Annotated in this window: 10 protein-coding genes and 2 pseudogenes; 3 read left to right on the top strand and 9 right to left on the bottom strand. The window is 70.6% G+C overall.

Translation table 11 applies throughout. From position 1 onward, the window contains the following. From ABVB68_RS34370 to ABVB68_RS34355, 4 genes are all read right to left on the bottom strand, one after another. The coding region (locus ABVB68_RS34370) for an amidohydrolase family protein (RefSeq protein WP_353605124.1) at positions 1-670 on the bottom strand (670 nt) is incomplete at its 3' end. Then, positions 667-1,554 (bottom strand): NAD(P)-dependent oxidoreductase, encoded by an 888-nt coding sequence (locus ABVB68_RS34365; protein WP_353605123.1) that lies wholly within the window; start codon positions 1,552-1,554, stop codon positions 667-669. The genes ABVB68_RS34365 and ABVB68_RS34370, both read right to left, overlap by 4 nt. After that, entirely contained in the window at positions 1,551-1,889 is a 339-nt protein-coding gene (locus tag ABVB68_RS34360) for an antibiotic biosynthesis monooxygenase family protein (RefSeq protein ID WP_353605122.1), read from the bottom strand. Before ABVB68_RS34360 ends, ABVB68_RS34365 begins: the two co-directional genes overlap by 4 nt. Positions 1,890-2,724: 835 nt before the next feature. Next, positions 2,725-5,436: a phosphatidylinositol-specific phospholipase C domain-containing protein gene (locus ABVB68_RS34355; RefSeq protein ID WP_353605121.1), complete on the bottom strand. Its 2,712-nt coding sequence runs from the start codon at positions 5,434-5,436 to the stop codon at positions 2,725-2,727. A gap of 238 nt (positions 5,437-5,674) precedes the next feature. On the opposite strand from ABVB68_RS34355, the gene ABVB68_RS34350 reads away from it, so the two are divergent. Both ABVB68_RS34350 and ABVB68_RS34345 read left to right on the top strand, forming a co-directional pair. Beyond that, a complete protein-coding gene (locus tag ABVB68_RS34350) occupies positions 5,675-6,646 on the top strand; it encodes a helix-turn-helix domain-containing protein (RefSeq protein WP_353605120.1) in 972 nt (323 codons plus the stop codon). Between the two features lie 46 nt (positions 6,647-6,692). Next, positions 6,693-6,913 (top strand): annotated as a pseudogene (locus tag ABVB68_RS34345) (IS5/IS1182 family transposase); the annotation flags it as partial. A gap of 649 nt (positions 6,914-7,562) precedes the next feature. Here ABVB68_RS34345 and ABVB68_RS34340 read toward each other — a convergent pair. Together ABVB68_RS34340 and ABVB68_RS34335 are read right to left on the bottom strand one after the other, a co-directional pair. Continuing rightward, positions 7,563-8,555 (bottom strand): caspase family protein, encoded by a 993-nt coding sequence (locus ABVB68_RS34340; RefSeq protein ID WP_353605119.1) that lies wholly within the window; start codon positions 8,553-8,555, stop codon positions 7,563-7,565. Between the two features lie 6 nt (positions 8,556-8,561). Further along, the gene (locus ABVB68_RS34335) at positions 8,562-8,987 is read right to left on the bottom strand and encodes a hypothetical protein (protein ID WP_353605118.1); all 426 of its coding nucleotides are present in this window, start codon (positions 8,985-8,987) and stop codon (positions 8,562-8,564) included. Positions 8,988-9,080: 93 nt separating this feature from the next. Here ABVB68_RS34335 and ABVB68_RS34330 point away from each other — a divergent pair. Further along, positions 9,081-9,212, top strand: a pseudogene (locus tag ABVB68_RS34330) (IS982 family transposase); the annotation flags it as partial. Between the two features lie 486 nt (positions 9,213-9,698). On the opposite strand, the gene adh reads toward ABVB68_RS34330, so the two are convergent. The 3 genes from adh to ABVB68_RS34315 all read right to left on the bottom strand — a co-directional run bounded on the left by adh (position 9,699) and on the right by ABVB68_RS34315 (position 13,328). Beyond that, a complete protein-coding gene (adh, locus tag ABVB68_RS34325; RefSeq protein WP_353605117.1) occupies positions 9,699-11,222 on the bottom strand; it encodes an aldehyde dehydrogenase in 1,524 nt (507 codons plus the stop codon). Between the two features lie 56 nt (positions 11,223-11,278). Then, complete coding sequence (locus tag ABVB68_RS34320) at positions 11,279-12,586, bottom strand: GAF domain-containing protein (RefSeq protein WP_353605116.1); 1,308 nt, start codon at positions 12,584-12,586, stop codon at positions 11,279-11,281. 142 nt (positions 12,587-12,728) lie between these two features. Next, the gene (locus tag ABVB68_RS34315; RefSeq protein ID WP_353605115.1) at positions 12,729-13,328 is read right to left on the bottom strand and encodes an N-acetylmuramoyl-L-alanine amidase; all 600 of its coding nucleotides are present in this window, start codon (positions 13,326-13,328) and stop codon (positions 12,729-12,731) included. Between the last annotated feature and the right edge of the window lie 375 nt (positions 13,329-13,703).

The following is a 13,703-nucleotide window of genomic DNA, read 5'->3' as shown; positions in this document are numbered from 1 at the left end:
CGGCAGGGGCACGTCCTCCCAGATCAGCGCGTGGGTCCAGGGCAACTTCAAGAAGGTGACGGCCGCCGGTCGCGCCGATCAGTCGCAGACCCGGGTACTTGTCCAGCCACCCCGCGAAGGCGATCATCGCCATGCCCGCGGTGACGTCACCGAAGCGGCCGATCTGCTCGACGAAGCCGACCTCGCCGACCCGTTCCGTGCCGACCGGTTCGGCCGGGGCGTGCACCAGGACCGGCACCCCCGCCTCCGCGGCCAGCGCGAAGAAGGAGTCGGCGCGTGGCGAGCCGAGCAGCTCCCCGTGGACGCTGGACGTGGTGATCAGGCCGACGAAGGCGGGGTCCGCGAGGGTCTCGCGCACCCCTTCGAGGTGATCGTCGTCCCCGAACGGGTTGGCGTACACGTAACCGCGCAACTGGTCCGGGAACGTGCGGATCAGGCCCGACATCCAGGCGTGGAAGCTGCGCAGCCGGTCGCGTGGCTGGGCGTAGTTGTCGACGCCCGGCACTCGCGCCATCGCGCCGGCCCCGACGGGGCTGCCGATGACGGTCAGGTCGATCCCCGCCTCGGCGCGAGCGGCGAGCATGCCGTCGACGTCCGTCAGGCTCGGGGGCATGGGGAAGCGTTCGGCCGCTTCCGGTGGGGACAGGTGCCCGTGGATGTCGATGATCACCTGTCGGTTCCCGATTCCGGTGCCAGCGCGCGGATGACCGCGGCGCAGTCCTGGTCGCCCAGTCCCTGCTCGGTGGCGCGGACGAGGGTCTCCACCGCGGCGGTCGCCAGCGGCAGACTCAGCCCGACTGCCGCTGCCTGCTTCGAGGCGAGCATCAGGTCCTTCGCCATCAGCCGCAGCCGGAAGTCCGGCTCCTCGAAGCGGCCGGAGGCCATACGCCGTGACTTGAACGCCATGACCGGCGAGGCGAAACCGCTGCCCGCGATGGTCTTGAGAACCAGCTGCCGGTCGAGCCCGCAGGCGCCCGCCAGCTCGGTGGCCTCGGCCATGGCCTGCACCTCTATGCCCATCAGCAGGTTGAGGAGCAGTTTCATCCGCATGCCGGACCCGAGTACGCCCAGGTGGACGACGTCCTTGGCCAGCGTCTCCAGCAGCGGGCGCGCGGTGTGGAACGCCCGTTCCGCGCCGCCGACGAACAGCTGCAGCTCCCCGTCGCGGGCGTGGTCCCGGTTGCCGAGCATGCCGACGTCGAGGACCGCGGGGACGTCCCCGGCGACCTGGACGACCTCTTCCGGGCCGACGGTGCTCGCGCAGATGAGGACCCCCGGGTAGGGGCCCGTGGCCAGCACGCCATCAGGTCCGTGCAGCACGGCGCCGAGGGCCTCGCCGTCCGCTACGACGCAGATGGCGACACTCGTGCCCGCGACGGCGTCGGCGGGATGGGCGGCGGCGTAGGCCCCCGCCTCGGCCAGCGGCGCGGTCCGCTCCGCGGTACGGTTCCAGACCCGGACCTGCATCCCCTGGTCGAGGAGGCGACCGGCCAGGCCGGCGCCCATCGCGCCCAGACCGAGTACGGCGACGGGGCCGTGGATGGCGCGCGTCATGAGGACACCCCCTTGGTCTCCTTGATCACGTGGAACCGCAGCGACTGCCTCTGGTCGACGAACTCGCGCAGCGGCGCCACCAGCTCCTGGTGCTCCTCGCTCTGCTGCCAGGCGAAGAAGTCCTCGGCCGACCGCCACTCGCTGGTGATGACCCACTGACGGGAGTCGTCGGCCGGTTTCCCGAGCCGTTCGATGATGTGGCCGGGGGTGCCGGAGACCGACTTGCGGAGGTGCTCGTACAGGTTCAGGAATCCCTCTTCGCCGTCCTCGACGACGCGGACCGCGAACACGACGCTCAGCTTGTCGGCCGGTCGGCCGGTGTGGATGCTGCCCATGGTTCCTCCTGAATGAGACCGGTGGGACACCACTCCAAGGACTCATGTCCCTCGTACGGCTGCAACTCCGAATGGGGGAGGGGCCAATGGAGACAAGGGCCGCGATTTTCGCCGTTAGTCATATCGGGTGATTAGTGGAGCGATTCCGACTGCCCGGCCGCCGGATCTGGATGGCCGCACCCGAACGGGTTCACCGCCCGGCTCGCGGAGGCGCGCGCCCCGCGGCCACAGGGCTCCGCGCACCGGTACGAGACCCGCTGCTCCGGCACACGGCTTCCGGTGGGGGGCCTGCAGACGCCGGCCGCCGCGCTCAGGCTCCCGGTGTCGCAGTCCCTTCACCAAAGGACGAACCACACACGATCACGCTCACCAGGGAGGTTCAAGTTCAGTTGCGTCCGCGAGGCTCTTGACGGCGCGGTGGGTCATGTTCGACTGGCGCCCGATGGAACGGCGGCTGTGGCCGGCCTGGCGCCCGATGGAACGGCGGCTGTGGCCGGCTTCCAGCAGCGCGTGGACCGTGGCGTGCCTGGCTCGGACGCGGTTGTCGAACCGCTCGCTCCGCCATGGAGAGTCCGCCTTCTCCTCGGGCGGCGCCTGTTCGGCAAGCCCTCGCCTCGCGATCGGGGACCAGGACGCGAAGGCACCGGCGGTGGCGGGCAACAGCCCGCTCAGCGGCCTCCCCGAGGTTGTGCCACGAATGCCAGCGGTCGGCGACCTGCGTCGCCCGGGGCGCACCCGGCTGTGGCGCCTTCCGCGAAGAACGGCGAGCGGCCGAGCGCCCCACTCGGAACGTGTCCCTGAGCGGAGCGCCCGGCACATGCGGCGCACCCGGTCGCTAGCCCGGGACGACCGTGTCGCTCATGCTCGGTTTCCCCTCACCCGATGCGTTCCAGGCGCAGACCAGGATCACGTACTCGTGTCCCGCCGTGACCCCCGTGATCCTGGCGGAGCGGGCGGAGGCCGGGTAGCCGATGATCCGGGAGTAGTTCAACGGGGTGCTCTTGTCGTACACCCACACCGCGTACCGGACGATCGAGCCGCTGTGCGAGTCGGTCGGCGCCGACCAGCCCACGTCGATCGAGCCGGCGCCGGCCGTCGCGGTGAGCCCCGGCGGCCGCCCCGCCGTCGTCGGCGCCGCCTTGCCCCGGACCGCCGAGGACCACGAGGAACGGTTGGCCGCGCCGTCACCGGCGACCGCGCGGGCCCGCACCTCGTAGGTGTGGCCGTCGTAGGGCTGGTCGGTGAACTGCCAGGACATGTCGTAGCGCGGGGCGCTCACGCCGGGCACTACGTCCTGCCAGTCCGCGTTCGAGTCGGTGGTGACGTCACGCCACTGAACGTCGTAGGTGTGCGCGCCGAAGACTTTGTCCCAGGTGGCGGTGACGCCCTGCTGGGTGCCGTCGAACTTCATGCCGGACGGCGTGGCGAGCGACCGGCCGGGTGCGCTGTCCGGTACGTCGGGCGCGGAGGCGCCGATGCCGAACTCGCTGTGCAGAACGGTGCCGAACGCCTGGGCGATGCGGTACTCGCCGAGTGCGTTGGGGTGCAGCCCGTCGTAGGTGGTGGCGCAGGTCGTCGCCGTCGGGTCGCAGCCCATGGCCTTGTCCAGGTCGGCCAGCTCCACCGGCGAGGCGCTGGTGCTCCAGTCGGGGGCCGCCTTGGCGAGGGCCGCGTTGTAGTCGCTGATGCGCTGGGGGAGGTTGGGGTTGGCGTCGCCCAGCGTGGTCCGCTGGGGAACGTTGGCCAGGACGATCCGTACGTCCGGGTTGGCCGCCCGCGCGTTGTCCACGAACTTCTTCATGGTGCCGACCAGATCGGCACCCGCCCCGTACCAGCCGATGTCGTTGAAGCCCAGCTCGACCAGGAGCAGGTCGGGCGTGCGGCCCTTGGCCTTCAGCTCCTGCATCACCGGCTCGATGGTCGGCACGGTCCGGGCCAGTGAACGGCCCCACAGGGCGTAGTGAGCCGAGCCGCCGGCGGAGAACCCGGCATTCACGTCCCCGGCGTACTCGCCCTGGACGCGCGGGTCGCCCGGATCAGGCTCCGTGGCCTCTCCGCCGCCGCCGCTCTCGCCCAGCACCGGCGGCCGCGGCGGCTGCGCGTCGGCTTGCTGCACGGTGCCCTGGTACGGTCCGACGAAGGTGACCGGCCACTTCTCGCTCCGGGCCCAGTCCCACAGCCGGTAGCGCCAGGTGTGGTCGCCCTCGTACCCGTGGCTGATGGAGTCACCGACCACCATGACGTCACGGATGTCGGTGTGGGTCACGGAGTTGCGGGCGATGATCTCGTCGATGAGCTTCCCGCCGGGGAAGTCCATCATCATGACGCCCACACGGTCCAGGTCGGACCGCCCGCCGAACCGGTCGTCGCGTCCGGGGTAGAACTCCGGGCACCGGTCCTTCTCGCCACGCAGACACTGGATGAGGAAGTTGTTCACACCGGTCGCCGTCGGGGTGCCGCCCGCCACCGTGTAGGGGTGGACACCGGTTCCCGAGCCGCTGGTGTAGTTCACATACAGCGCGTCCTGCTTGTACTCGTGTTCCTTCTCACCGGGCCGGGTGCCGTCCCAGGTGCCGTTGGTCCGGCGCAGGTGCGCGCGGACCTTCTCCCACTTGTCGTCGATGTCGCTGATGGTGGACAGCTCGAAGTCGTCCTGCACGTACTCCTCGTTGGAGCCGCCGGCCGGATAGGGCTGCTCGAGCCCGTAGCCGTCGAGGATGCCGCCGCCGGTGTTCCGGTAGCCGAGGAGCACTACCTTGCCGCGTACCTCGCCGAGCGTCGGGACGCGGCTCGACTGGCTCGTGCCGGTGACCGAGGGGCCCCAGAACAGGTCGCGCCAGGCGGTCGACGGGGTGCTCTCGTCACCGTCCCCGGTGTACGAACGGCCGTCCAGGTAGGAGTCGAAGACCTTCTTGCGCCACTCGTCGGTCCCGAACCCGTCGGCGTCCTTGCAGGAGAAGGTGGAGCCGGTGCACTCCGCCTTCAGGTTCATCAGGACGGTTTCGCCGGGGTGGTCACTCAGGAAGTCCTGGGTGGCCTTCAGCACGTCGGTGAAGTTGGCGTACTGATAGGCGGCGCCGTGGTGGACGGTGAACTTCAGTCCCTCGTCCCCCTTGTCGACCCGGACCCGGATGTCGAGCGCCCGGAGGCCGGCGTCGAACTGGGTGGTCAGGGTCTTCGCGCTGAAGCCGTGGTTCTCCTGCGTCTGGGTGATGCTGGTGGCGATGCCCGAGCACTGGTCCGTGTCCGGGTCGGGTGTGTCCCCGCAGAGCGCGAGGCTGTCATGGGTGCCGGGCACCGAGAGCCAGGCGAGGTTGGTCCCGTCCGGGACGCGTGACATCCAGTCGACGTTGGCCGCGGAGGCTTCGGTGATGCTGCTGTAGTAGTCGTTCGCCCGGGCGGGGGTGGCGGAGAGGAAGACGCCGGAGACGGACAGCAGCAAGGCGAGGAGCGCACCGAGCACGGTGCTCCTCGCCACCGTCGCCGGCCGGCGCATCAGGCATCTTGGGGACGAGCGGGTCTGGCCTATGACGGTGATCATTTCCATCCTGGGGAGGATCGGTCGGTCGACTGGGGGGCCACGCGTGCGCGCGCGAATCGTCCGGCGAGATGTGTGATGATCCCCTTGTCGGGCTCGCCGGTTGGTGATCGCAGCCTGCCCGGGACGTCCGTCCCGGGCCAGCCCGGACGGCCGTTTCGGGACGCTGGGACGTTCCGCATCCCCTGACCAGGCGGGATGCGGCTGCATGGGACACGGGGTGGGACGTGTGGGTGGGGTGGGAACGATGAGGGACGCCGATACGGCGGCCGGGCTGGGCGAGATGCTGCGCTCGCTGAAGGAGCGCGCGGGCCTCAGCTACGGCGCTCTCGCGGGCCGGCTGCACCTGAGTACGTCGACGCTGCACCGCTATTGCACCGGTGACTCGGTGCCGGCCGAGTTCGCCCCGGTCGAACGCTTCGGCCGGATCTGCCGGGCGGACCCCGAGGAGTTGCTGGAGCTGCACCGGCGATGGGCGGTGGCGGACGAGGCACGGCGCCGGAGGGGGGCGAGCCCATCGGAGGATGCGGAGGTGCCGGTGCCCGCGCCGGTACCGGTCGTCCAGAGTCCGCCGACTGTCGCGGGCTCGACGCCTCGAGCCCGCCAACTCGTCTCGCGCTACGTCCTGCTGGGGGCCACCGTGGTCGCCCTCAGCAGCTCCGGAGCGCTGGCCATCGACCGGTTCCGCGCCGAGTCGGTACCGGACCGGACGGTCCCGGCCATCATGGTGCCCGACCCGTCGACCAAGGAGGCCGGTGCGGCCAGGGCGGCCGGAGGGAACGTTCCCCTCTCGGCGTCCGTCGTCCCGCCCCAGGACGGCTGCCCCCGGACGGACGGCACTCGGACCCGTCCCACGACGTTCCGACTAAAGGTGCGAAGCACGGCAGAGGGCCCCGTGACCATGACCGCCATGGACGTCCGGGTACTGTCTGCCGAAGCCCCGCCCGCCGAAGTCACCTACGCGGACTGCCAAGGCACAGACGCGCCGAACCCCTTCGCCGTGGACCTGGACGCCCCCGAGCCCCGGGCCGTGAGCCCGAGGCGCGGCTTCCCGTACGAGGCGTCCGCCGGGACCCCCCTGCTGCTGGACGTCACCGCGCACACGTCGAAGAGCGAGGTGCGCTGGTACCTGGAACTGAGATGGACCCAGGGCCCCCGCTCGGGCACGCTACGGATCGACGACGGCGGTCACCCGTTCCGCACCGGCGCGGTGAAGTAGCGCCGCCCTCTCTCAGGGTCCGCACCGCCAGGTCCTGCCCCCCGCCCCAACCTGCTGGCGCCGCCTCGCCGAGTGGACCGAGGCCGGGGTATGGCGCCGACTGCACGTGGTGCTCCTGGCCAAGCTCCGCGGCGCGAACGCCCTGAACTTCTCCCGGGCGGCGGTCGACGGCTCACATATCCGAGCGTCAAAGGGGGCTCCAAGACCGGACGAAGCCCCGTTGACCGGGGCAGGACGGGCTGCAAACACCACCTGATCATCGATGCCACCGGCATCCCACTCGCCGTCCCCCTGACCGGCCAGCGACGGCGGCACCGTCGTCGTGCTGTGCTGGCCGCCCTGCCACCAGTAGGCCGCCACCACGTGGGGGAGGGCTTGAGGACGTCACGTTCCCCGGGCCCTGGTGTCCGGTAGGCCGCCGGCACGTTCAGCGTGTTTTGGCCGGTCTCCCGCTGCCACCGCACCGCGGCCTCGATCCCGCGCTGCCGGGCGGTCGCTCCCGCCTTTCGCGCGCTGCGCGGGATGCCGGGCCCGAGGCGGCGCGTAACGTCCCTCGCCGCACGGCCTTCGAGAGCAGGCGAACCGTCTCCACGAGCAGTCCATGAACGAGTGGTAGCGCGTCAGCCAAGGTGACGTACCCAAGGGCCGAACCGGGGGTTTGGTCCGTGACTGGTCCGGAAGCGCTGGTCAAGAGGGGTGCGCTCGTGGGAGGAATGGGGAGTTAGCGCGCAAGCCGGGCTCGGTCGAGAGCGGGTTGCGCGAAAAGGCGCCCCCAGGTCAGGCGCCTTTTCGCAGGCGTCTAGAAGAAGCCCAGCTTCTTCGGCGAGTACGACACCAGTAGATTCTTCGTCTGGTGGTGGTACACAGCCCACCGGCCGCACCCACTGATACGTCTCCTCGTTCAGTCAGCAGCCCGTCAGTCCGTCTCGCGCTGCCGCAACCGTTCCAGCTCCTGCCGCACCCTGAGCTGCCGCTCGCCTTCCTGCCGATGCCGCTCGCCTTCCTGCCGATCCCACTCCTCCTGCCGCCGTCGCTCGCTCTCCAGTGCCTGCTGGAGCCGCCGCTCGCGCGCCTCCTCGGCGGCCAGGCGTTGCCGCTCGCGCTCCATGGCCGGCGGCGGAGCCTCGGACGCGGACGATGGTGTCCTTGCCGCCCTCACCGCCCGCGCGATCGTCACCTGATACTCCAGATCCACCCACATCCGCGGCCGCTGGCGGACCCCGGCGTCGTAGAGGGTCTCGCACACGTACTCATACAGCTCGGTGACCGTGATCCGGCCGTCACCGTTCTGGTCCGCCGCGCCCGTGGCCAGGCCCTTGATCAGGGCGCCGGTGAAGCGGGACGGCTGGGGGACGTTGGACTCGACATGGTCGCCCTCCCAGGCGTACTCGGTGCGGTTGGTCGCGGTGAGGACGATGCGGCCCTGGCCGCCGAGTTCCTCGCGTACGTGGATCTGGTCGTCGCCCTTCGCGCCGGGCAGGAACGCCCCGCTGTAGCAGCAGTCGAGCAGGACGACGATGGTGCGGGCCCGGCAGCGTTCCATGCGGTCGCGCAGGAAGGCGGCCGGGATCGCCGTGGAGGCGGGCAGGTCGCGGTCCGTGTCGCGCGCGGCGAAGTACAGGTGGCCGTCGTCGTCCTTGATGCCGTGGCACGACACATGCAGCAGGAGGAGGTCGTCGCGGCTGCGGTTCATGAAGAACCGCTCCAGCGCGCGCATCACCTCATGCGCTTGGCCATCCTTGAGCTGCTCGGCGCAGAAGGCGCCGATGGCGGGGTCGGTGAGTACGCCAGCGAGACCCTCGCAGTCCTGGCTGGGTGAGCGCAGGGTGCTGAGTGTTGTGTCGTCGTACGTTCCGGTGGCGATGAGGAGGGCGTTCCTGCGGCCCGGGCCGAGGGAGTAGTCCGTCATGCCGGTCTATTCCTGGGCGCCGGCCGACTGTCCGGTGCCGTCGGTCGCCGAGTCGGGCACGGGGCCTGGCGCCAGGAACGCCTCGATCAACTGCTGCTGCTGTTCCGCCGACACATGCCCCAACTCGATGACACGGCCGTCCATCTCCAACTTCACCGACTTCACCGGTCGGTTCTTCATCCACGTCTCTACCAGCCGCAGCGCGGGCCGGAGCACGGCGGGCGCGAGGCTCACGGCGAGTGCGCCGACCGCGATCAGCTCGCCCGCCTTGGCCCCATCGGGAAGCGCGTCACCAGACGGGACCGTACGTACGTCGTCCACGTCTATTTCGAGCAGCCGCCTTCTCAACTGCGCCGTCAGCGAGTCGAGTTCCTCCTGGTCGACATCGATCTCACCCACAACGACCAGACGCAAACCGCTGCCTACGGCCATGCCGCCCCCTGTCCATCAGCGACTGCCCATTCTAGGTGATCGATTCCAAGGGGTCGGCTGCGCGAACGCAAGAAGGGAGTCCAACGTCAGCGTGTGGAGACGGAGTTGGACTCCCTGGCGAGCGCACTGTACGTCAGAACCGACGACCTGCTGAAGGCATCGCCGCATCTCGCGCAGTGGCGGCCGGCGGTCGGGATCGCCCCGAGACTCAGCGATGCCGAGCTTCCGGAACCAGGCTGGCAACTACGTGGACGCTGCCGCCTACGGCATCACATGGGGGGCGGGCCCGGGAATACGCCCTGACCCGTACTGAGCGCACGTCTCGCCCGGCCAAGCGGCCTTACGATCTCCGTCACGCCGGGATCTCGTTCTGGCTCTACTCCGGAGTGGACCCGGCCGAGTGCGCCCGCCGCGCCGGCCAGAGCATCGAGGTTCTCTTTCGCCACTACGCCAAGTTCCTTGACGGCCTTCGACAGCAGGCGAACCGTCTCATCGAGCAGTCCATGAACGAGTGGCAGCGCGTCAGTCAAGGTGACGTACCGGGGGCTGAACCGGGGTCTGGTCCGTGACTGGTCCGGAAGTACTGGTCAGGAGCGGGGCAGCGGTGGGAGGAACTGGGAGTTGTGACGTAAGTCGGTCCTTGCTCCGGGCCGGCCGAGGAGAAGGCACCTGGCGGGCAAAGGCCCAGCTCAGGCGCCTTTTCTCGTCCTTCTAGAAGAAGCCCAGCTTCTTCGGTGAGTATGACACCAGAAGGTTCTTCGTCTGCTGATAGTGCTCCAGCATCATCTTGTGCGTCTCGCGACCGATTCCGGACTGCTTGTAGCCGCCGAACGCCGCGTGCGCGGGGTAGGCGTGGTAGCAGTTGGTCCACACCCGGCCCGCCTGGATCGCGCGGCCCGCGCGGTAGGCGGTGTTGGCGTCCCGGGTCCACACGCCCGCCCCGAGGCCGTACAGCGTGTCGTTGGCGATCTTGATGGCGTCGTCGAAGTCGTCGAAGGACGCCACCGAGACGACCGGGCCGAAGATCTCCTCCTGGAAGATCCGCATCCGGTTGTCGCCCTCGAAGATGGTCGGCTGGACGTAGTAGCCGCCCTTCAACTCCCCCTCGTGCTCGATACGTTCCCCGCCCGTGAGGACCTTCGCGCCTTCCTGGCGCCCGATGTCCAGGTAGGAGAGGATCTTCTCCAGCTGGTCGTTGGACGTCTGGGCGCCGATCATCGTGTCGGTGTCGAGGGGGTGCCCCGGCTTGATCCGCCGGGTACGCGCGACCGCCGCCTCGAGGAACTCCCGGTAGTGGCCCCGCTGGATCAGCGCCCGGGACGGACAGGTGCACACCTCGCCCTGGTTGAGCGCGAACATCGTGAAGCCCTCGAGCGCCTTGTCGCGGAAATCGTCGTCGTGCGCCCACACGTCGTCGAAGAAGATGTTCGGCGACTTGCCGCCCAGCTCCAGGGTGACCGGCTTGATGTTCTCCGAGGCGTACTGCATGATCAGCCGCCCGGTCGTGGTCTCCCCCGTGAAGGCCACCTTCGCCACCCGAGGACTCGACGCCAGCGGCTTGCCCGCCTCCACCCCGAACCCGTTGACGATGTTCAGCACCCCGGGCGGCAGCAGGTCCGCGATCAGGCTCACCCAGTAGTGGATGGAGACCGGGGTCTGCTCGGCGGGCTTGAGGATGACCGCGTTGCCCGCCGCGAGCGCCGGCGCCAGCTTCCACGTCGCCATCAGGATCGGGAAGTTCCACGGGATGATCTGCGCGACGACGCCGAGCGGCTCGTGGAAGTGGTACGCCACCGTGTCGTCGTCGATCTCGCCCAGCGATCCCTCCTGCGACCGGATCGCCCCCGCGAAGTACCGGAAGTGGTCGATCGCGAGCGGAATGTCGGCCGCCAGCGTCTCCCGCACCGGCTTCCCGTTCTCCCAGCTCTCGGCGACCGCCAGCGACTCCAGGTGTGACTCCATGCGGTCGGCGATCTTCAACAGCACGTCGGAACGCTCCGCCACCGACGTACGCCCCCACGCCGGCGCGGCCGCGTGCGCCGCGTCCAGCGCCCGCTCCACGTCCTCGGCCGTGCCGCGCGCGACCTCGGTGAACGGCTGCCCGTTGACCGGAGACGGGTTCTCGAAGTACTGCCCGCGCACCGGCGGCACATACTCGCCGCCGATGAAGTGGTCGTAGCGCGCCTCATAGGAGACGATCGCGCCCTCGGTGCCCGGCGCCGCGTAACGAGTCATGCTGGTCTGCCTCCCGGTGCAGCGCTGCCCGCCGTCGGGCAGCTCTCGGCGCGAGGCTAGAGCGGCGGACGTTGCAAGTACGTTGCGCCGCCGGCCCGCGCCCCGCTCCGGCGGACCGGTACCGCCAACTCCTCCTCCAGCGCCGCGAGCCTGGCCCGCACCGGAGCGGTGGGCCGCCGCCCGGCCAGTGCCCGCCACACCTCGACGTCGTCCTCGCCCCACGCCGTGTGCACCCAGTCCGCCAGCAGGTCCGGGTCCCCGTGCGCGATCAGCGCCGTGCGCAGTCCGCCGGCGATCCGCTCCCGCAGCCGTACGATCGCCGGTGCCTGCGAACCGGGCAGCAGCGGGCCGGTGTACGCCTCCGCCGCCGCCGTGAGCGCACCCGTCCGCAGCCGCCGCTCGACCACGGTGACGTCCGAGTCGACCGCCGCCGTGAGCCGGTACGGCCGCGAGGCGAGCGAACCCGGCCCCAGCAGGCGGCGCATCCGCGCCAGTTCGGCCCGCAGCGTCACCGGGGTCACCGACTCGTCCGCGTACAGCGCGCACAGCAGCTCGTCGCCGGTCAGTCCCTCCGGGTGCCGGGAGAGCAGCACCAGGAGCTCGCTGTGCCGTCGGCTGAGTCTGATCCGCTCGCCGCGCCAGACCAGTTGGGCCTCGTCACGGCCCAGCGCGGTCAGCAGCGGGCGGTCCCCGGCGCGGCCCGGTGGAACCAACAGGGCGAGCTGTGCCTCGGCGGCCCGCGCCACCGCCTTGACGAAGCCGAGACTGTGCGGATGCGCCAGCCCGTCCCCGCCGGTGATGTCCACGGCGCCCAGCACCCGGCCGGTACGCGGGTCGTGCACGGGCGCGGCCGCGCACGTCCACGGCTGCACCCGGCGTATGAAGTGCTCCGCGGCGAACACCTGCACCGGCCGGTCCACGGTGACCGCGGTGCCCGGCGCGTTGGTGCCGACGGCCGACTCCGACCAGCGTGCGCCCGGCACGAAGTTCATCCCGTCCGCCCGTCGGCGGGTCGCCGGATGCCCCTCCACCCACAGCAGTCTGCCGTGCGCGTCGCACACCGCCAGCAGATGCTCGCCGTCGGCGGCGAACGTGCCCAGCAGTTCCCGGAACAGCGGCATCACCCGGGCCAGTGGATGCTCGGCCCGGTAGGCGCCGAGGTCGCCGTCGGTCAGCTCCACGTTCGCGGCGCCGTCCGGCCCGACACCGGCCCGCGCGCTGCGCCGCCAGGAGTCCGCCACCACCGACCGCACCGGGCGCGGCACGCTGCCCGCCGTGGTGAACGTCTCGTGTGCCCGGCGCAGCACTCGAACGCGCTCGGCGGGGTCGGCCCCCGGTTCCAGGGCCACCCACGGATCCGTCAACTCGGCCTCCCCGGACGGTGAATGGATGATGATGCGGCTGGGACCATCGTCACTCGCAGTGTTCGTGCGGACAACCGTTCCGACGGGGGTTCCCCTCAGGCCGGCGGCGCCCTCTTCGATGCCGTGCGGGCCCGGCGGCCCGCTAGGCGAAGTTGACCAGGCGGATGTAGCGGACCCAGTCCCACTCCGGCCCCGGGTCGCTGTGATCGGTGCCCGGCACCTGGTAGTGGCCCAGGATGTGCTCTCTGTCCTTCGGGATGCCGTACTTGGCGCAGACGGCCGCCGTGAGCTTCGCCGACTGCTCGTAGAGGGCGTCGGTGAAGTAGGCGGGCCGGTCCACCCACCCCTCGTGCTCGATGCCGATGCTGTGGGTGTTGAAGTCCCAGTTGCCCGCGTGCCAGGCGACGTCCGTCTCGTGGACGCACTGCGCGATGTGTCCGTCCGCCGAGCGGACCAGGTAGTGCGCGGACACTCTCTTGTCGGGGTTCCGGAAGATCGCCAGCGTGTCGCCGTACGTCTCCTGGGTGACGTGGATGATCACCCGATCGACGGTGTACTGGGACGGGCGGTCGGACGAGGTGTAGTTGGAGGTGCTCGCCGGCTGCCACTCGGCGGGCGGGTAGTCGACGGTCGCGGTCTGCGCACCGGCCTTCGGGTCGGGGAGCAGCGCCCAGGGAACGGCGGCCAGCGCCGCGCCCTTCAGGAGCCGGCGTCTGCTGAGGCGCGGCTTCGTGCGGTCCATGTCCATCGTGGGGGCCTTTCAGGAGTCGGGGGCCGTGGCCGGCGGCACGGCGCCGGACCGTCGGGGCTGGACAGGCAGGCGCCGGGATGCCGCGGGCGGGTACGGCGCGGGGGCCGGCAGCGCGGTGCTCGCACCGGCTGCCGGTGCCGTGCGGCTCGTCGGCCCCGTGGTGCCGCACCAACCTCTGCATCCGGTCGAGCCGCGCACATGCGGGTGCCGCACCCACACCCGCTCCGGCGGTGGTGGCGGGGGCGAGGCCCTTCGTCGGTTCCCCGTGCATGTGCCCCCCGTCCATGTCGGCTCGTCACTCCCGGCGTGTGGTTCTCCTCGCTACGCGAGGGCGCCGGCCGGTCGATGCGCGGGAGCGTCGGCCGA

The sequence above is a fragment of the Streptomyces sp. NPDC096012 genome, from assembly GCF_040426375.1.
Lineage (GTDB): Bacteria > Actinomycetota > Actinomycetes > Streptomycetales > Streptomycetaceae > Streptomyces.
The sequence above is the reverse complement of the archived record's forward strand: the minus strand, read 5'-3'. Positions and strand labels throughout refer to the sequence as shown.